Source organism: Pseudomonas sp. PDM10, assembly GCF_014852295.1.
In the GTDB taxonomy this organism is placed as follows: Bacteria; Pseudomonadota; Gammaproteobacteria; order Pseudomonadales; family Pseudomonadaceae; genus Aquipseudomonas.
Genome location: NZ_JACVBJ010000006.1, coordinates 379,241 through 397,583, shown reverse-complemented (window position 1 = coordinate 397,583; position 18,343 = coordinate 379,241). Strand labels below are relative to the sequence as shown.

General features: G+C 59.2%; 12 protein-coding genes. 8 read left to right on the top strand and 4 right to left on the bottom strand.

Going from position 1 to position 18,343, the window contains the following annotated elements:
• Together IB252_RS22230 and IB252_RS22225 are read right to left on the bottom strand one after the other, a co-directional pair.
• Complete coding sequence (locus tag IB252_RS22230) at positions 1 to 2,523, bottom strand: CS1-pili formation C-terminal domain-containing protein (RefSeq protein ID WP_192410266.1); 2,523 nt, start codon at positions 2,521 to 2,523, stop codon at positions 1 to 3.
• A gap of 107 nt (positions 2,524 to 2,630) precedes the next feature.
• A complete protein-coding gene (locus IB252_RS22225) occupies positions 2,631 to 3,107 on the bottom strand; it encodes a CS1 type fimbrial major subunit (RefSeq protein ID WP_192410265.1) in 477 nt (158 codons plus the stop codon).
• A gap of 506 nt (positions 3,108 to 3,613) precedes the next feature.
• Here IB252_RS22225 and IB252_RS22220 point away from each other — a divergent pair.
• Together IB252_RS22220 and IB252_RS22215 are read left to right on the top strand one after the other, a co-directional pair.
• Positions 3,614 to 4,189, top strand: a complete 576-nt coding sequence (locus IB252_RS22220) for a PadR family transcriptional regulator (RefSeq protein WP_192410264.1) — start codon at positions 3,614 to 3,616, stop codon at positions 4,187 to 4,189.
• Complete coding sequence (locus IB252_RS22215) at positions 4,186 to 4,971, top strand: siderophore-interacting protein (RefSeq protein WP_192410263.1); 786 nt, start codon at positions 4,186 to 4,188, stop codon at positions 4,969 to 4,971. Before IB252_RS22220 ends, IB252_RS22215 begins: the two co-directional genes overlap by 4 nt.
• 260 nt (positions 4,972 to 5,231) lie before the next feature.
• Here the strand turns inward: IB252_RS22215 and IB252_RS22210 are convergent, their stop codons facing one another.
• Positions 5,232 to 5,888, bottom strand: coding sequence for a Pr6Pr family membrane protein (locus IB252_RS22210; RefSeq protein WP_192410262.1), 657 nt, complete (start codon positions 5,886 to 5,888; stop codon positions 5,232 to 5,234).
• A 2-nt stretch (positions 5,889 to 5,890) separates the two neighbouring features.
• A complete protein-coding gene (locus IB252_RS22205; RefSeq protein ID WP_111452034.1) occupies positions 5,891 to 6,121 on the bottom strand; it encodes a VF530 family DNA-binding protein in 231 nt (76 codons plus the stop codon).
• 400 nt (positions 6,122 to 6,521) lie between these two features.
• Between IB252_RS22205 and IB252_RS22200 the strand changes: the two genes are divergently transcribed.
• The 6 genes from IB252_RS22200 to IB252_RS22175 all read left to right on the top strand — a co-directional run bounded on the left by IB252_RS22200 (position 6,522) and on the right by IB252_RS22175 (position 18,328).
• Positions 6,522 to 7,904, top strand: coding sequence for a carbohydrate porin (locus tag IB252_RS22200; RefSeq protein WP_192410261.1), 1,383 nt, complete (start codon positions 6,522 to 6,524; stop codon positions 7,902 to 7,904).
• A gap of 213 nt (positions 7,905 to 8,117) precedes the next feature.
• On the top strand, positions 8,118 to 10,529 hold the full coding sequence (locus IB252_RS22195) for a glucose/quinate/shikimate family membrane-bound PQQ-dependent dehydrogenase (protein WP_192410260.1): 2,412 nt from the start codon (positions 8,118 to 8,120) through the stop codon (positions 10,527 to 10,529).
• A 254-nt stretch (positions 10,530 to 10,783) separates the two neighbouring features.
• Positions 10,784 to 14,053: a hypothetical protein gene (locus IB252_RS22190; protein WP_192410259.1), complete on the top strand. Its 3,270-nt coding sequence runs from the start codon at positions 10,784 to 10,786 to the stop codon at positions 14,051 to 14,053.
• Between the two features lie 609 nt (positions 14,054 to 14,662).
• Complete coding sequence (gene lon / locus IB252_RS22185; protein WP_192410258.1) at positions 14,663 to 17,080, top strand: endopeptidase La; 2,418 nt, start codon at positions 14,663 to 14,665, stop codon at positions 17,078 to 17,080.
• Positions 17,081 to 17,282: 202 nt separating this feature from the next.
• Positions 17,283 to 17,675 carry a protease inhibitor I42 family protein gene (locus IB252_RS22180; protein ID WP_111450258.1) on the top strand — a complete coding sequence of 131 codons (393 nt, stop codon included), beginning with the start codon at positions 17,283 to 17,285 and terminating at the stop codon, positions 17,673 to 17,675.
• Positions 17,676 to 17,677: 2 nt separating this feature from the next.
• Positions 17,678 to 18,328 carry a lysoplasmalogenase gene (locus IB252_RS22175; protein WP_192410257.1) on the top strand — a complete coding sequence of 217 codons (651 nt, stop codon included), beginning with the start codon at positions 17,678 to 17,680 and terminating at the stop codon, positions 18,326 to 18,328.
• The last annotated feature ends 15 nt before the right edge of the window (positions 18,329 to 18,343 follow it).

The following is an 18,343-nucleotide window of genomic DNA, read 5'->3' as shown; positions in this document are numbered from 1 at the left end:
TCAACCTGCCTTCTGATCAAAGGAACTGGCATCAGCCAGCGTGTCCGGCGTGCACTGCAGATCACCGATCATCAACACGTTGTTTTCACTGCGATGACGATTGGCATCGAGGCGGAAACAGCACAACAGCTGATTGGCGTAACGCACCTCCAGGGTCGGTGAACCGGCGTTCATTTCCATCGAGAAAAACCCGTCGACTTCAGTCACCCCACGGCTGGCATGGTTGATCACGTGATGCCCCTTGAGCGGCTTTCCTTGTGCGTCGAGCAAGCGCCCGAGCACGGTCAGGGTTTTCATCACCCGCACCTGGCGATAATCCACGCCGCCCTTGTTGAGGTGATAGCGGGTACGGGAAGGTTCGATGCTCGCCGCCGGCACATGGTTGCCTTCGAAATCAAAGCTCACCGAGCTGTTCCTGTAGGCCGTCAACGGAATGAAATTGCGCCCCGGGCGCAACGCCACGCTGCCGCCACTGAGGTCGTCGGCGCGCAGGGCGATGCCGTCGATATCGGACTCGATGTCGACAATCATCCCGGCGCCGCGCCCCTGATGCTGGCTGGTCAGGGCCATGCGCTGACCACCAACGACCACCGTGCTGTCGAGGTTTACGCCGCCAGTGAAGTTGCCATTGAAGGATGAACGCTGAACAAAACCGTCGCCGTTGATCGCATCGGTGCGAAAGTTCGTCAGGCTCGACAAGCCGACGCCGTAGGTGTCGGTGAGCGCGGTTACCGAGACACTTTGCAGCACATGGTCTTGCAGGTCTTTGCGGTAACCGAGTGACGCGTTGTTGTCGCGGCTGCCGTCACGGGCCGTACGCGAGCCGATGCTGCCGGATACTTGCTGGCCAGGTCCGCCCAATGCCATGTTGATGCTTAGATCAACCCCGCGATTACGCGCATCGCCGCTGCTGTAGCTGCCCGGACGATCGAACAGCGACAGTCGCCAGTTGGCATCGCTGCCCAGCAGCGTCATGCGTTGCGTCCAACCCAGATCCAGACCGACGCCTTCAACGTTGCCGTCGCTGTGAGACACCCGCGCGTTGAGCGAGTTTTTGCGGCTGATCCGGTGGTTCAATGCCAGCGATGAATTGCTGGTCTCGCCGATGAACACGTTACGTTGGCGCACGCGGGTGCCGTCGGGCAACGTGTCGTAGGTGTTGGTGGTGTCGAGCCAGCTGCGGTTATGGCTCACTACCAGGCTGCCGGAACCATAGTTGTAGAGCGCTTGCAGATCGGCGCCGCTGCCGTGGTCTTCGGTTTGGTACAGATTGGCGTAGAGGTTGATGCTGTTGGCCAGGCTCCAGTCGATGGAACTGCCGTACTGAAGCGTGTTGCGGACCTGACGTGCCGACAACCCTAGAATCGCTCGAGGATGCAGCAGGTAATTGATCGCAGCTCCCGCCGTCGCGTCACCGTCGTTCTGTTGATCCCAGTTGCTGAGCAGTTTGTTTTCCTGCCCGGCGAACAGGTTGTAGCGCCAGCGCTCATCGAGATTGCGCCAGTTGATCGGTTTGTAGATCAGTTCCTGGGTGGTCGTGGTGGTTTGACCGTCTTCGATCAATCGCACTTCCACTTCGTAAATACCGCCGGGCAATGGCCGGGTGTCAAGGGTTTGCAAACCTGCCGGGACTGACTGGGTGTGGATCAGTAAACCATCGCGAAAAATCTCCACCGAGGCCTGGCGATTGGCGGTGACATAAATCGGATAAACACTGGGTTTCGGGCTGTCGATCGCCAGGCTGTCAGAACTGCCGTACATCACGCCCACGGCGATATCAGGGCTGGTGCCAAACGAGCGCGGCTGACGAGTGAGGCCTTCGGAATTGGGGGTGAAATAACCCAGTCGAAAAAAACTGCCTTGCAGTTCGCGCTGGGTGTAGAGCTCATGCACCGCGTGGTAGGTCTTGGTGTCCGGGCCGCCAAGACGTGCCAGTTGCATGTTGATGGTCTGGCTCCAGTTGCCAAGGCTACCACTGGCTTCGAGGCCGAAACGCCCGCCCAGATCCTGATCCTGGCCGCCGTTGAGGTTGAGCTGGTTGCGCACCATCAAGCCGCTGCTGCCGCCTTCGGGCTGTTCGTAAAAGCGCTTGGCTTGAGTGTCGCGCTCGGCATTTTCGGTGACGATCGACAGCAATGAGCTTTCCAGGTTGTAGTGAACCGCCAGCATCTGTTCCGGGCACTGGCCGGTACAGGCACCCAGCGCCACGCCGGGCTTGAGCACATCGGCCCAGGTTTGGCGCTCACTGGCGTCAAAGCGGCTTTCGCTGGTATCGGTGAAATCGAGCAACGTCACCCGGTCGTCGCGGGACAACACAATCATCGCCTCGCCGAGGGGCTGTTGATCGAGCTCGACCCGAACGGCCAACGGCACATCGAAGAAATGCTCCTCGAAATCCGCCGGCAGACCCTTGGCCTGGGCCAGCAAACTTCTGGGGGTATTATCAATAGAAGTCGGCGCCGCAAATGCGCTGCTACATAACAGCAACGCAAGCGCTGCCGCGATGGGCGTCATCGGGAACATGAACAAGTACTCTGATTACAAGGAAGTCAAAACCCGGCCGACAAACCGAACGTTTGCCGACCGGTTACGTTACTTTGAATAAGTAAACGTTCTGCCGCGAGTCTTACTTAGACGGAAGGTTCAACTACCAGCAGGACAACGCCGGTGTAATCACCTGCATCAGGCTTGCCGCCTGTTGCACTGATTTTGAACGGTGCGCGATAGCGGACGTTGGACTCGGTTTCGCCAACAACTTCCTGCGAAGTGGTTGTCAGCGTTTTGCCGTTGAGCTCCACTTTCAGGTCGATGGTCTTGTTACCGGCAATCAGCTTCGGCACGCCTTCCAGGCGGGCGTGAACCTTGCCGGCGGTGTGCAGCACGTCAAAGTGCCCGTCAACTGTTCTCATGGAGTCGGTAGACGGGTTGTAGCTCATGTCCTGGTCCTTGTTGACCAGGTCCGCATCGACCGGCACCGCGTAGAAATCGTCGGCCGGAACGTGGGCCACAATGTTGATGGAGTGCTTGGCCTCGGTAGCGGCAAACGCCATCGAGGAGCTCAGTGCCAGAACAGCCAAAGGAGCAGCAAACGCGATTTTCTTGAACATTAGTCAGTACCTGTCGTTTTAAAATAATCGATTCGTTGAACGTTACTGGATAAGTGGAACCGTCACGAGCAACCCTTTATTCAGATGAACTTTCAACGCCGAAAGATGATCGGCCAATTATTCTGGAAAGTAAGCAGGCAAGTTCCGACAACCGCGTAGCCAGAGTGCATTAGCGAGGAAAGAAAAAACCTGAAATAACATAAAAGTGACTGTCTGGCTGTAAGACACAGACTACAATTCTTGCTCTATCCGCGATAACAACGAGATATTAAGGAAGTCACTTCTGTAGGACTAACACTACATACCCAGCAAACATTAGGCACGCACATAACATTAGAGAGTTAACACTAATTTCTGGCTTTTCACTGAATTAAAAACCACCATTTTTTTGATATTGCAGGCTTCGACCCGACGCGACGCTCGGGGTGGCCACTGGTCGGGAGTCCTTGCGCTCTCGTTAAGATATATCTTAAGTTGTATCTAAACACGACGAGAGAAAGCAAAAAATGAGAGACCATCATTCCCCCCACCGTGAACACGGTGACAGCCACGACGGCTTCGAGAAACGCCCCGGCCGCGAACGCGGTGGACGCGGTCCCCGGGTTTTCGCCCCCGGTGACCTGAAACTGCTGCTGTTGGCGCTGATCGCCGAACAGCCTTGCCACGGCTACGACCTGATCCGCCAGATCGAAAGCATGTTCGACGGCGCCTACTGCCCCAGCCCCGGTGTGATCTACCCGACCCTGACCTTCCTTGAAGAAAGCGAAATGATCCTGGGCGACGCCGAGGGCGGGAAAAAACGCTACACCATCACCGAGGCCGGACGTCTGTCATTAAGCGATCAGGCGATCGCACTGGACGGCGTGCGGATGCGCATCGAAGTCAGCAAGCGCTCATTGCGCGGCCATGATCGCCCCGCCGAGATTCACGAAGCAGTGCACAACTTGCGTCATGCCTTGCAGATGCATCACGGCCGCTGGAGCCCGGAAGAAATCCTGCGGGTGCGCGACCTGCTCAACAACACCGCCAAAGCCATCGTCGATGGCCCTGTCGTTCAACCCGCTCAGGAGCAAGCCGAATGACCGAAGTGATCGTGCAAACCATCCACCGTGTCAGCCACGAGATCAAACGCCGTCGTCTGGAAGTGTTGCGGGTAGTCGACCTGACGCCGCGCATGCGCCGCATCACGCTGGGTGGACCGGAACTCGCAGGCTTCGTCAGCCTCGGCACGGACGACCACGTCAAACTGCTGTTTCCACAAACCGCGGCGGAACAAGCGGCGCTGGAAACCCTGGTGCTCGGTGCCGGCAAAACCGATCAGCCGATGCCGGCCATGCGCGATTACACACCGCGTCGTTACGACCTGAACACGCTGGAACTGGACATCGACTTCGTGCTGCACGGCGACGGCCCTGCCTCGACCTGGGCCGAGCAAGCCAAACCCGGCCAATTCCTGCACATCGGCGGGCCACGGGGCTCGATGGTCGTGCCGGACATCTTCGACAGCTACTTGCTGATCGGTGACGAAACCGCCCTGCCTGCGATCGCTCGACGCCTGGAAAGCCTGGCGGCCAATCGCCGGGTGCTGGCGGTCATCGAAGTGGAGAACGGTGCCGAGCAACAAAAGCTGGAAAGCGCTGCGCAGGTGAATGTGATCTGGGTCTTGCGCGAAGGCGGGAAGAACAACTTGCTCAACACCGTTAAACAACTGCAAGTGCCCAGCGGCAACCTGTACGCCTGGGTGGCGACCGAAAGCAAAGTGTCGCGGCAGATACGCCGGGTGTTGCTCGATGAGCATGGACTGGATGAAAAGTTCGTCAAAGCCGTGGGTTACTGGCGACTGGATGACAGCGACGAAGAGTGACCGCGACTTTTGCGCTGCCGAGTTTTCTGTGGCCCGGGGGCTTCTGTGGTCAGAGGACTTCTGCGGTCAGGGGCTTTTGTGGCGAGGGGACTTGTCCCCGTTGGGCTGCGAAGCAGACCTGAAATCTGCTGAACCGAGTCGCATGGTCTTGCGGCCGCTTCGCGACCGAACGGGGACAAGTCCCCTCGCCACAAAGGCCCTCTGACCACAGACCCTCTGGCCACAGAAGCCACCCTAGCCACCCTAGCCACAGTGGATGCTCACTTTCGACCCGCGTGCCAGCGATCCAGCCCAATCAACACAAGCGCAATCACCACAAACCCCACCAATAACCCCCCGGCATTCACAAACACCTGTGGATAACCCAGCTTCTCGACATCTATGAACGGATAGGGATAAACCGCCAGCAGATGCCCGCGCCACAACGAATATGCGAAGTACACCACTGGATAGATCACCCACGCAGCGATATGCCGCAGTCGCAACGCGCCTTTCGGCACACAGCACCACCAATACGCCAGAAACAGCAGGGGCATGACGTCATGCATCAGCTCATCGGCCAGCCATTGCCAGCCTTGTGGATGCCATAAATGGCGCAACAACACGTTGTAGGCCAGGCCGACCACGGCGATGCTCACGGCAATACCGCTACTCACCCACGGCTGCAAAAACCAGCGGCGCGCCGCCGACTCGCGGGACGTCAGTTCACAGGTCAGCACGGTCGCCACCAGCGTATTGCTCAGCACGGTGAAATAGCTGAAGAAGCTGACCAGCCCGCCGAGCAGGCTGGCCTCCAGCGTCCAGCGTGAGTAGAAAATCAGGTACAGCTGAATGCCCAGTCCCGCCCAGCCAAGCACCGCCGCCACGGCCACAAAACGACGCCTCGCGGCAGACCCCGGCGTCGAGAGGCTAACCATGCTCAGACCGGGCGCTTGGTGCGCATCAACTTCACGTACAAGCGCTCGACCTTCTCCCGCGCCCACGGGGTTTTACGCAGGAATGTCAGGCTCGACTTGATGCTTGGATCACTCTTGAAACAGCGGATATCGATGCGCTCGGCCAGCCCCGACCATTCGTAGTGATCAACCAGGGCGTTGAGGATTTGCTCCAGCGTCACGCCGTGCAGCGGGTTGTTGTTCTGTTCGGTCATGCCGGGCCTTTGCGCGAAGAAAGAATAAAGAAGCCGCGCACCTTAGCCGAGGGCTTCGATGGGGGGAAGGACTCAGTTAACTGTAGGCCAACGACAGCGATTTGTAGGAGCAAATAGAACCCTGTAGGAGCAAAGCTTGCTCGCGATGGCGTCTTGCCAGTCAACATAGATGTTGGATTGAGCCGGCGCCATCGCGAGCAAGCTTTGCTCCTACAGGTTGTGCATTTTTTTGCCGGTTAATGCACTGTTACCAATTCCGAAAAGCTGCATGTCAGTAAAAGCGCTTTCTCTCTTTGTAACAGATCATTATCCTGCCGCCCTTAAGCTGAAACGCTTCACTGCCCGATCCATCTCGTTGCCTTCAGTTCACCCCCAGAAAAAGATCAGAATTTCTACTTATATGTCCGACTTCCCAACTCCGCGAGACAGCGCTGTCTGCACCCCTATTGCTCATCGAAAAGCCCTGAACCTGATCGGCGGATTCACCGCGTTGGGCCTCGCCACTTGCACCCAGGCCGCTCCGGCTTTCGACAGTGAGTCGCCGTGGATGCTCGGCGACTGGAACGGCACGCGCACCGAACTTTCGGAAAAAGGCTACGACTTCAAAGTCGATTACACCGGCGAAATGGGAAGCAATCTGCACGGCGGTTACGACCATGACCGCACCGCTCGCTACAGCGATCAGTTTGGCCTCGGCACGCACCTGGACCTGCAGAAGATTCTGGGCTGGGACGACGCCGAATTTCAGCTGACCATCACCGAGCGCAACGGCAACAACATCAGCAACGACCGCATCAATGATCCGCGTGTGGGCGGATTCACCTCGGCTCAGGAAGTCTGGGGCCGTGGCCAGACCTGGCGCCTGACGCAGATGTGGTATCAGCAGAAATTCTTCGATCAGAAGCTCGATATCAAAGTCGGCCGTTTCGGCGAAGGCGAAGACTTCAACAGCTTCCCCTGCGACTTCCAGAACCTGGCGTTCTGCGGCTCGCAGGTCGGCAACTGGGTCGGTGGTATCTGGTACAACTGGCCGGTCAGCCAATGGGCGATGCGGGTCAAATATCACCTGACGCCTGAGCTGTACGCGCAGGTCGGCGCCTACGAGCAAAACCCGTCGAACCTTGATCGCGACAATGGTTTCAAGCTCAGCGGCAGTGGCACCCAGGGTGCGATCCTGCCGGTGGAACTGGTCTGGTCGCCGAAGCTCAACGGCCTGCCGGGTGAATACCGCGCCGGCTATTACTACAGCAGTGCTAACGCCACCGACGCATACAAGGACAGCAACGGTCAGCCGGCCGCCCTGAGTGGCGAGGCTTACCGCAGCGCGTCGAGCAAACACGGTGTGTGGCTCGGTGTGCAGCAGCAATTGACCAGCCGCGCCAGCGACAACTCCCGCGGCCTGAGCGTGTTCGCCAACGGCACGATGCACGACAAGAAGACCAACGCCATCGACAACTATGTCCAGGCAGGCGTCGTCTACAAAGGCTTGTTCGATGCACGCGCCAGGGACGATATCGGTTTCGCCCTGGCTCGCGTCCACGTCAACCCGGCCTATCGCAAGAACGCCGAGGCAACCAATCAGGCCCGCGCCGTGTTCGACTACAACGCCCCGTCCTTCCTGCCACCGCAGGACACCGAATACAGCGCCGAACTCTATTACGGCGTGCACGTCACGAACTGGCTGACCGTGCGCCCGAACCTGCAATACATCCGCCACCCCGGTGGCGTGGACCAGGTCGATGACGCGCTGATTGGCGGGATCAAGATCCAGTCGTCCTTTTAAGACTCATGCAAAAAACCTGTGGGAGCGAGCCTGCTCGCGATGGCGGTGTGTCAGTCGACATCAATGCTGAACGTTAAGCCGCCATCGCGAGCAGGCTCACTCCTACAGGGACTGCGTCAACCCAACAGTTTTTATCTGAACCCTGCCCGCACCGGATCATCATCTACAGTGAACTTGCGCGGGACTACTTAAAACGTCACGGAGAACCACACTATGAGCACTGATGGTGCTTTGAGTCGAAGCCGTCTGCTGCCGAGCCTGCTCGGTATCCTGCTTCTGCTAATGGGCCTGGCCATGCTGGCCGGGGGGATCAAGCTGAGCATGCTCGGCGGCTCGCTGTATTACCTGCTGGCCGGTATCGGCCTGGCGCTGACCGGCGTGCTGCTGATTGCCGACCGTTATGCAGCGCTGAGTCTGTACGCCGTGGTGTTGTTCGCCAGTACGGTCTGGGCACTGTGGGAAGTCGGCCTGGACTGGTGGCAACTGGTGCCACGTCTGGCGCTGCTCTTTACCCTCGGGGTCGTCATGCTGCTGCCGTGGTTTCGTCGCCCGTTGCGCAGTGGTGAATTCAATCCGGTCGGCACCGGCGTACTGAGCGCTGCCGTGGTCATCACTGGTATCGCCGCGCTGGCCAGCCTGTTCACCCACCCGGGTGAAATCAAAGGCCAACTGGACCGCGACAGCGTGCCGGGCATGACCAACACCGCCCCGGCCATGCCCGACGGTGACTGGAACTCCTACGGCCGCAGCGCCCATGGCGATCGTTACTCGCCACTGACCCAGATCACCCCGCAGAACGCGAACAAACTCGTTCCGGCCTGGACCTTCCGCACCGGCGACCTGCCAGGGCCGAACGACCCGGGTGAAACCACGGCTGAAAACACCCCGCTGAAAGTCAACGGCATGCTCTATGTCTGCACGCCGCACAGCCAGGTGATCGCGCTGGACCCGGACACCGGCAAGGAAATCTGGCGTTTCGATCCGAAGCTCTCCACGCAAAACGCGGCGAACTTCAAGGGTTGGGCACACATGACCTGCCGTGGCGTGACCTATCACGATGACGCCGTTTATGCGTCCGAACAAAGCCCGACCGGCACCGCCAACCCTGCGCCGGTCAGCAGCGTCTGCCCACGCCGGATCTTCCTGCCGACTGCCGACACCCGCCTGATCGCCCTCGACGCCGACACCGGCAAGATGTGCGAAGACTTCGGCGACAAGGGCCAGGTTGATCTGCGCGCCAACATCGGCGGCTTCACGGCGGGCGGTTACTACTCCACCTCGCCTCCAGCGGTCACTAAAGACCTGGTAGTGATTGGCGGCCACGTCACCGACAACGTCTCCACCGACGAGCCTAGCGGCGTGATCCGCGCGTTCGACGTGCACAGCGGCAAACTGGTGTGGAACTGGGACAGTGGCAACCCGGACGACACCACGCCGATTGCCGAAGGCAAGATCTACACCCGCAACTCGCCGAACATGTGGTCCATGTTCGCGGTCGACGAAAAACTCGGCATGCTTTACCTGCCGATGGGCAACCAGACCCCGGACCAGTTCGGTGGTGCGCGCACCCCTGAATCGGAATTGCACGCCGCCGGCCTGACCGCCCTCGACATCGCCACCGGTAAAGTGCGCTGGCACTTCCAGTTCACCCACCATGACCTTTGGGACATGGACGTCGGCGGCCAGCCAACCCTGATGGACCTGAAAACCGCTGACGGCGTGAAGCCAGCGGTACTCGCGTCCACCAAGCAAGGCAGCATCTACGTGCTGGACCGCAGCACCGGTAAAGCGATCGTACCGATCAACGAAGTGCCGGTGCCTCAAGGCGCTGTCGAAGGTGATCACACTTCGCCAACCCAACCGAAATCCGACCTGAACCTGATGCCGCCGCCGCTGAAAGAACGCGACATGTGGGGCGTGACACCGTTCGACCAACTGATCTGCCGGATCGGCTTCAAATCCATGCGCTACGACGGCCCGTTCACGCCGCCATCGCTGCAAGGTTCGATCGTGTATCCAGGCAACTTCGGCGTGTTCGACTGGGGCGGCATCTCGGTTGACCCGGTGCGTCAGATCGCTTTCATGAACCCGGACTACATGGCGTTCAAATCGAAACTGATCCCGGCCGCCGAAATCGCTGCCCAAGGCCCGCGTAAAAGCGAAACCGAAGGCGTGCAGCCGAACAAAGGCGCGCCCTACGGCGTCATCCTCGAACCTCTGCTCTCGCCATTGGGCCTGCCGTGCCAGGCACCGGCCTGGGGTTACGTGACAGCGGTCGACCTGACCACCAGCAAAATCATCTGGAAACACAAAAACGGCACCGTGCGCGACAGCTCGCCGGTTCCGATCCCGCTGAGCATGGGCGTGCCTAGCCTGGGCGGCACCTTCACCACTGCCGGTGGCGTGGCCTTCCTGAGCGGCACCCTCGACCAGTACCTGCGCGCCTACGACGTGAAAAACGGCAAGCAACTGTGGGAAGGCCGCCTGCCAGCCGGCGCGCAAACCACGCCGATGACCTACACCGGCAAGGACGGCAAGCAATACGTGCTTGTTGTTGCAGGTGGTCATGGGTCGCTGGGCACCAAGCAAGGTGACTATGTGATTGCGTACAAACTGTCCGAGTAAGTTTTAGCGGCAGCAAAGTAAAAGGCGACTCCTGTTTGGGGAGTCGCCTTTTTTTGCGAATGATTACCTGGCGGAGCCTGCGACTTTTGGGCTTTACGAGTCGATTTGAACACCCGCAGGTCCTTGCCGTTCGTCTGGAAACCACGTCTACCTGTTATTTATGACAGTAGCCAGTCCCCCGCAAAACCTGTGTGATACCTCCATCGCCCGGCAATCGAAGGCCTGCGAAGTCTTTCAACGATGGAGAGTTCCCAATGACCACCCAACTGACCGATGCCGAACTTCAGGACCTTGCCCCTCTGGCGCTCTACCAGCCGAGCCTGACTGAGTGGACCACACCGGTTGAGGGTTACCACGGTGGCATTCCGGTCCGGGCGGTCGAAGGTGGTTTGCGGTTTGTCATCGCCCCTTGGTTGAACATGGACGTCGATGACCACGTTGAGATGTTCTGGGGCAGCACACTGGAGTCGGTCTGGACAAAAACCATCGAAACCGACGAGGTGGACAAGCCGGTGCGGGGGACCCTCGACGCCGGGCATATCGTGCGCGGTGACGCCTACCCGGTGTTCTACCGCGTGAAGCGCAGGAGCCAGCCGCAGCCGGAGGACTCGCAGCCGCTGCTCAAGCTGCTGGTCAAACTCGATCGCCCCGGCGGCTACGATGAGGACCAGGCGACCCCCGGCCATTCGCACCTCAAGTACCGGATCCCGCAAGCGATCATCGACAATGGCGTGGGCCCGGGGGAGGCCGAAGCCGGTGTACCGATCACGATCCTGCCTTACCCCTTCATGAGAAAAAACGACCGTGTGCGCCTCGCCTGGGGCAGTGCAACAAAAATCGTCACCGTCACCGAGGATCAGGCAAAAGATCCGGTCACTTACCCGCTGATCATCACCCTCGACAAAGCCATGATTGAATTCGCCGGCGACAGCGCCGGGGTGGCCGTGGCCTATCAGGTGGTGGATGAAGTCGGCAACTACCCGGACGAGCGTTCGCCCTGGTCGGCGATCAGCTACATCCTGGTCGATCTGGGGGGCAATCGGCTCGATGCACCGCTGGTGCTGGAGGCGGATCCCGGCACTCACGTGATCGACCTTGAGACCCTGGGTGATGCCGACGTGACGGTGCTGGTCAATACCACGGGGGGGCACTTCAAGGTCAACGACACCATCGTCATGACCTGGATCGGCACGCCCGCCGAAGGCGCGCCGGTCATCGAAGGGCCGATCGAGCGACCGGTCAGTCGGGTCGGGGTCGCGGTGACATTCAGCATCCCCAACGCCAAGGTCAGGGCCATCGCCAAAGGTCGGGCCAGCGTGTCCTATGTGCTGAAAAGCCAAGGCGTGGCGGACCGCCCCTCGAAAAACACCAGCGTCAGTGTCGAGGGCAAGATCAGCCCATTGCGGCCGCCCAGCGTGGACGAGGCCCCGGACGCCATCCTCAACCCGAACGAGCCCTGGGCAACGGTGAATATTCCTTATTACCCTGGCCGCCAGAACAGCGACCTGGTGACCCTGATCTGGGAAGCCCCTCGCCCCGGTGGCGAACCGCCCTATCACGAAGACGCGCGGCCGGCCGGCAACCTGCCGGAGAACCAGCCTATCCAGCGCAGCGTGAGCAATAGCGTGATCCGGGAGTTCAATGGGCTGAAGGTGAACGTCTATTACAAGGTGGCCAACGACGATGTGGCCCTGCGCAGCGTGCGTGAATCGGAGCATTACCTCATGCAGGTGGGGGTGGCGCTCCCGCAATTCCCTCGGCCGGAAGTCGAAGAGGTCGAGGCCGGCAGCGACGTGTTGGACCCGGTAAAAGTCCCGTCTACCGGGGCCACGCTGGTCATGCCGTTTCTCGGAACCCGGGACAAGGACCGGGTGACCTATCACTGGCGGGGTTCGGCCATCGGCACCAGCAATTATGTGGACCTGACCTCACAAACGGCCGGCAAGGCGGTGAAGTTCACCGTGCCCAAACAGTACGTGACGAACAATCTGGATGGCACCCTGAGCATCGATTACGTCATCACTCGCGACGGTGTGACCTTGGGGCATTCGTTCAAGCGGGATCTGTGGGTGCGTGCGCAGCTGGAGCTAAAACCGCCGAGCGTGAAAGAAGCCCCGGGCGACAGGCTGAACCCGATTGCGGCCAGGGACAGCCTGACCGTGGTCGTGCCTCAGGGCGATCTGCTGCCTTCCGACCAGTTGAGCGTGACCTGGACCGGCGCCGCCGGCACCCCGGCCGACGGTTCACACACCACCACACCGGCCCCGATCAGCAACATCGGTCGGGAGATCCCGATCCCCACCAGTGTGGTGGCCTTCAACTTGGGCAAAGCGGTAACGGTGACCTACACGGTGACTCGCAACGGCACAGCCTATCCCCCCTCGCAACCACTGAACCTGGCCGTGCAGGCCATCCCCAACGAGGATGGTGCGTTGCCGACGCCGGTTATCGATGGCGCCGTGGGTAATGAGCTGAATATCAGCACACTGCTCGACGGGGCGCGGACGCGGATCGCGAAATGGCCGTTTATCGCTCTAGGCCAGAAACTCTGGCTCCGCTATTCGGGAACCAACGCCGATGGCTCGGCATTTACCGACCAGACCTACAACGCGGCCCCGATTCCCACGGACGGTCTGCCCAATGGCATGCTGCCGCATGCGCCAGTGGCCAAACTACGCAACTTGAAGGACGGTTCGACGCTGCGGGTCGAATTCAAGGTGACCTTTGATGGCAGCACCGATGAAAGCACGGCGGTAACTTTTCCTGTGCGCACGTACACGATCAAAGCCGTGGCCATTGTTGCGCCGACCCTCGACTCGGTCAAAGGCTCACCCAGCGGGGAAGAGATTCCTGACAACGGCTATACCGTGGAAACTGCGGTGACCCTAAGCGGTACAGCGAGCAAGGGGCATAACGTCGAAGTATTCGACGGCACCACCTCCAAAGGTCAAGCCATGGCGGACAAGAGCACCGGGGTCTGGACGTTGCTGGTTTCGGGGCTGAGCGAGGCGTTGCACAGTTTCAAAGCCAAGGCGCTGTATGGCACTGGGGTGGTGTCGGCAGAGCGAACATTGACCGTAACGGCACGCGGATCGGGATCTGAAGATTGGGAAAAGGAGTCGATTAGAACTTTACCTTATAATACGCCTATCACCTGTGCAAGTGGACTCACGCTAACGATCCGAAAGTGGGAGGACAGCGGCTTTGATTCAAAGTTTGCTCGGTGGGGAACAGAGTACGGCGCAGTGGCTTTCAATGCTGGAAGAGGGAACTTACATCGAATCGAACCACCTATAAAACCTAATAAAATCACGATAACATACGACTATGTTTATACTTCGAATGCTTGTAAAGTCGTTTTTTTTGATAATTTTGGAACGGTGATTATTGAGCATTTTTTTAGCCCATTCAAGGGTATAGTGGAGTTTGATTTGTCAAGGCATTGCGACTATTTTGAAGTAACAGCTACTGAAAATATAATGATGAGTGGGATGATTATTGATCGGATTACCTGGAGCAATTGAAACTCTATCTATTATTAAACTAACTCGATAACTGAAGGAAGAAATCCGGGGACAGACCACAATATCTATCGTGGTCTGTCGCTTCATGCCCGGAAGGCGCAGCAGGTATCGACATGAAAAATGATGACGGACTTATTTACTAGTTAGTTTTAGCGGCGATTAAAGAAAAGGCGACCCTGTGAGGGGTCGCCTTTTTTTGTGCATACACAATACTTACACATCCAAAATCCCTGTAGGAGCGAGGCCGCCCGCGAAGGCTTTCTCACATCCAACAGTGAGGTTGCCTGACACGCTGTCGGTCCACGCAGGCTCGCTCCTTCAAAAAAAACAACGCACAGCTGAACATCCTGCCTTTCTATTAATATCCTTGCCCGCCCCTATTGCTGTCTCGCGCCGCTGCCACTTGAGAATCGATAACCTGTTTTGCTTCTTCCAACGTATTACACAAGCCACTGAAATTCCCAGGCGAATATTCGAACTGAAGCTTGCGGCCGCCAAGTCAAGCACACCTGTCCGAACCCTGAACACACACCCAGAAATATCCCGAGCCATTGAAACCACCCCCCACCTGCCCCATCTAAGACCCATACCCTATTGCGCAGGTGCCCCATGACCGACCAGCAAGAATTCCCCGAAGACCCGAGCGACTACGCCGACCCAGAGAACGCCGAACACCACTCCACCGGCAAAGGCCTCGCCCTGCCAGGCCAGAACCTGCCGGACAAGGTCTATATCATCCCGATCCACAACCGCCCGTTCTTCCCGGCCCAAGTGCTGCCGGTCATCGTCAATGAAGAACCGTGGGCTGAAACGCTGGACCTGGTAAGCAAATCCGATCACCACTCCCTGGCCCTGTTCTACATGGACACGCCCCAGGAAGACCCGCGTCATTTCGACACCTCGGCCCTGCCGCTCTACGGCACGCTGGTCAAGGTGCATCACGCCAGTCGCGAAAACGGCAAACTGCAATTCGTCGCCCAGGGCCTGACCCGCGTACGCCTCAAGACCTGGCTCAAGCACCATCGCCCGCCGTACCTGGTGGAAGTCGAATACCCGCACCAGCCCACTGAGCCGACCGACGAGGTCAAGGCCTACGGCATGGCGCTGATCAACGCGATCAAGGAACTGCTGCCGCTCAACCCGCTGTACAGCGAAGAGCTGAAAAACTACCTCAATCGCTTCAGCCCCAATGACCCGTCGCCGCTGACCGACTTCGCCGCCGCCCTGACCTCGGCCACCGGCAGCGAGCTGCAAGAAGTGCTCGACTGCGTGCCCATGCTCAAACGCATGGAAAAAGTCCTGCCGATGCTGCGCAAGGAAGTCGAAGTCGCGCGCCTGCAAAAAGAGATTTCCGCTGAAGTTAACCGCAAGATCGGCGAGCATCAGCGCGAGTTCTTCCTCAAGGAGCAACTCAAGGTCATCCAGCAAGAGCTGGGTTTGACCAAAGACGACCGCAGCGCCGACATCGAGCAGTTCGAGCAACGGCTGACCGGCAAGGTTCTTCCGGCTCAGGCGCAAAAACGCGTCGAAGAGGAAATGAACAAACTGTCGATCCTCGAAACCGGTTCGCCGGAGTATGCGGTCACCCGCAACTACCTCGACTGGGCAACCTCGGTGCCGTGGGGCGTGTACGGCGAGGACAAACTCAACCTCAAGCACGCACGCAAGGTGTTGGACAAACACCATGCCGGCCTCGACGACATCAAGGACCGCATCCTCGAGTTCCTCGCGGTCGGCGCCTACAAAGGCGAGATCAGCGGCTCCATCGTGCTGCTGGTCGGCCCGCCGGGCGTTGGTAAAACCAGTGTCGGCAAATCCATCGCCGAATCCCTCGGTCGGCCGTTCTACCGCTTCAGCGTCGGCGGCATGCGCGACGAAGCCGAGATCAAGGGCCACCGCCGCACCTACATCGGCGCGCAGCCGGGCAAACTCGTCCATGCGCTGAAAGATGTCGAAGTGATGAACCCGGTGATCATGCTCGACGAGATCGACAAGATGGGCCAGAGCTACCAGGGCGACCCGGCCTCGGCGCTGCTGGAAACCCTTGACCCGGAACAGAACGTCGAATTCCTCGACCACTACCTGGACTTGCGTCTGGACCTGTCGAAAGTGCTGTTCATCTGCACCGCCAACACCCTGGACTCGATCCCCGGCCCGTTGCTGGACCGGATGGAAGTGATTCGCCTGTCGGGTTACATCACCGAAGAAAAAATCGCCATCGCCAAACGACACCTGTGGCCCAAGCAACTTGAGAAGGCCGGTGTGTCCAAAGGCAGCCTGTCGATCAGCGACAGCGCGTTGAAGGCGTTGATCGATGGCTACGCTCGCGAAGCCGGGGTGCGACAGTTGGAAAAACAACTGGGCAAACTGGTGCGCAAAGCCGTTGTGAAACTGATCGACGATCCGAAAGCGGTGATCAAGCTCGGGCCGAAAGACCTGGAAGCTTCACTCGGCCATCCGGTGTTCCGTAATGAACAAGTGCTGTCGGGGACTGGCGTGATCACGGGCCTGGCCTGGACCAGCATGGGCGGCGCGACCTTGCCGATCGAAGCCACGCGGATTCACACCTTGAACCGCGGCTTCAAACTCACCGGGCAACTGGGCGATGTGATGAAGGAGTCGGCGGAAATCGCCTACAGCTACGTCAGCTCCAACCTGAAGTCGTTCGGCGGTGATCCGAAGTTCTTCGACGAAGCCTTCGTTCACCTGCACGTCCCGGAAGGCGCCACCCCGAAAGACGGCCCGAGTGCCGGCGTGACCATGGCCAGCGCCCTGCTTTCGCTCGCCCGAAACCAGCCACCGAAAAAAGGCATCGCCATGACCGGCGAACTGACGCTGACCGGGCATGTACTGCCGATTGGCGGCGTGCGTGAAAAGGTGATTGCGGCGCGGCGGCAGAAGATCTTCGAGTTGATCCTGCCCGAGCCTAACCGCGGCAGCTTTGAGGAATTGCCGGATTATCTGAAGGAAGGGATTACCGTGCACTTTGCCAAGCGCTTTGCGGATGTGGCGAAAATCCTGTTCTAACCCCCGCAACCGATCATTCCCACGCTCTGCGTGGGAATGCATCCTGTGACGCTCTGCGTCACGCTGGTGAAGGGACGCGGAGCGTCCCGGGCGGCATTCCCACGCAGAGCGTGGGAACGATCATCTCCCGCAACGCCGTCACACTTTGTCTCATCTTCAGTTATGCTCGCCGTTCGTCGTGAATGCCGGAGCCACTGACCTTATGTCCCCCACTCGCCTGTTTGTCCCCCTCGCCCTCTCCTTGCTGGCCGCGTGCGCCACGCAACCGAAACAGAACGTGACCGTGGAAAAACAAAGCGAATGCCCAGTGCAATTGCACAACGGGCAAAACCTGATCCTGACCCTGCCAAGCAACCCGACCACGGGTTACCGCTGGGCGATCCAGGATTCGGCCGGTGGCGTATTGCGCGCGCTCAGCCCCGAGGTCTACAGCAACCCGCAAGATGCGGGGATCGTCGGCAGCGCCGGCCTCTCCACCTGGCGCTTCCAGTCCTTCGCCGCGGGCACTGGCCGTTTGCGTCTGACCTACTCACAGCCATGGGCACCGGAAGTACCGGCAGTGGAAACGTTCGACTGTGCGATCTCGGTTAACTGATCGTGGGCTGGCTGATTCTGGCGCTGATGGGCGCGGTGACGTTCCTCTACGGCGTCAGTGTGCATGCGGCGTTGCTCTGCCTGCTGGTCAAACCGCTGCCGGTATTGGCGCTGCTCGGTTGGTTGCATGACGCAGCGCCCAGCGAATATCGGCGCTGGATCAGCCTTGGATTGATTTTCTCCCTGCTCGGCGATGTGTTGCTGGCATGGCCGGGGGATTTGTTTGTGTTTGGTCTTGGGGCGTTTCTGGTCGCCCACCTGGCGTATCTGAAGGCCTACTTGAGTGATTGCCGGCGGTTGGCGCTGTTACCGCTGATCATCGCGTTGGGCGTCGGCGCGGTGTTATTGGGGATCTTGATTTCCAATGGGCTGGGTCCGCTGCTCATCCCGGTGATCGTCTACGGCCTGGCCATCAGCGCCATGCTTTGGCGGGCGCTGGCTCGACTCGGCACCGATGTGCCCAAACGCTCGGCGCTGCTGGCGGCTGGCGGTGCATTGGCGTTTGTGTTTTCGGACAGCGTGATTGGCATCAATCGATTCGTCGCACCGTTTCATGCCGCGCCTTACGTGATCATCCTCAGCTACTGGTTGGGGCAATGGGGGATTGCGGCGTCGGCGTTTGGCAAGAAAAGTACCGCAGTCAGAACGGAATAAGCTGTTTTTCGTAAT

Bases quoted from the DNA above. Each gene is read 5' to 3' on its own strand.
- IB252_RS22230 (WP_192410266.1), bottom strand. From the start codon at position 2,523: ATGTTCCCGATGACGCCCATCGCGGCAGCGCTTGCGTTGCTGTTATGT.
- IB252_RS22225 (WP_192410265.1), bottom strand. From the start codon at position 3,107: ATGTTCAAGAAAATCGCGTTTGCTGCTCCTTTGGCTGTTCTGGCACTG.
- IB252_RS22220 (WP_192410264.1), top strand. From the start codon at position 3,614: ATGAGAGACCATCATTCCCCCCACCGTGAACACGGTGACAGCCACGAC.
- IB252_RS22215 (WP_192410263.1), top strand. From the start codon at position 4,186: ATGACCGAAGTGATCGTGCAAACCATCCACCGTGTCAGCCACGAGATC.
- IB252_RS22210 (WP_192410262.1), bottom strand. From the start codon at position 5,888: ATGGTTAGCCTCTCGACGCCGGGGTCTGCCGCGAGGCGTCGTTTTGTG.
- IB252_RS22205 (WP_111452034.1), bottom strand. From the start codon at position 6,121: ATGACCGAACAGAACAACAACCCGCTGCACGGCGTGACGCTGGAGCAA.
- IB252_RS22200 (WP_192410261.1), top strand. From the start codon at position 6,522: ATGTCCGACTTCCCAACTCCGCGAGACAGCGCTGTCTGCACCCCTATT.
- IB252_RS22195 (WP_192410260.1), top strand. From the start codon at position 8,118: ATGAGCACTGATGGTGCTTTGAGTCGAAGCCGTCTGCTGCCGAGCCTG.
- IB252_RS22190 (WP_192410259.1), top strand. From the start codon at position 10,784: ATGACCACCCAACTGACCGATGCCGAACTTCAGGACCTTGCCCCTCTG.
- lon (WP_192410258.1), top strand. From the start codon at position 14,663: ATGACCGACCAGCAAGAATTCCCCGAAGACCCGAGCGACTACGCCGAC.
- IB252_RS22180 (WP_111450258.1), top strand. From the start codon at position 17,283: ATGTCCCCCACTCGCCTGTTTGTCCCCCTCGCCCTCTCCTTGCTGGCC.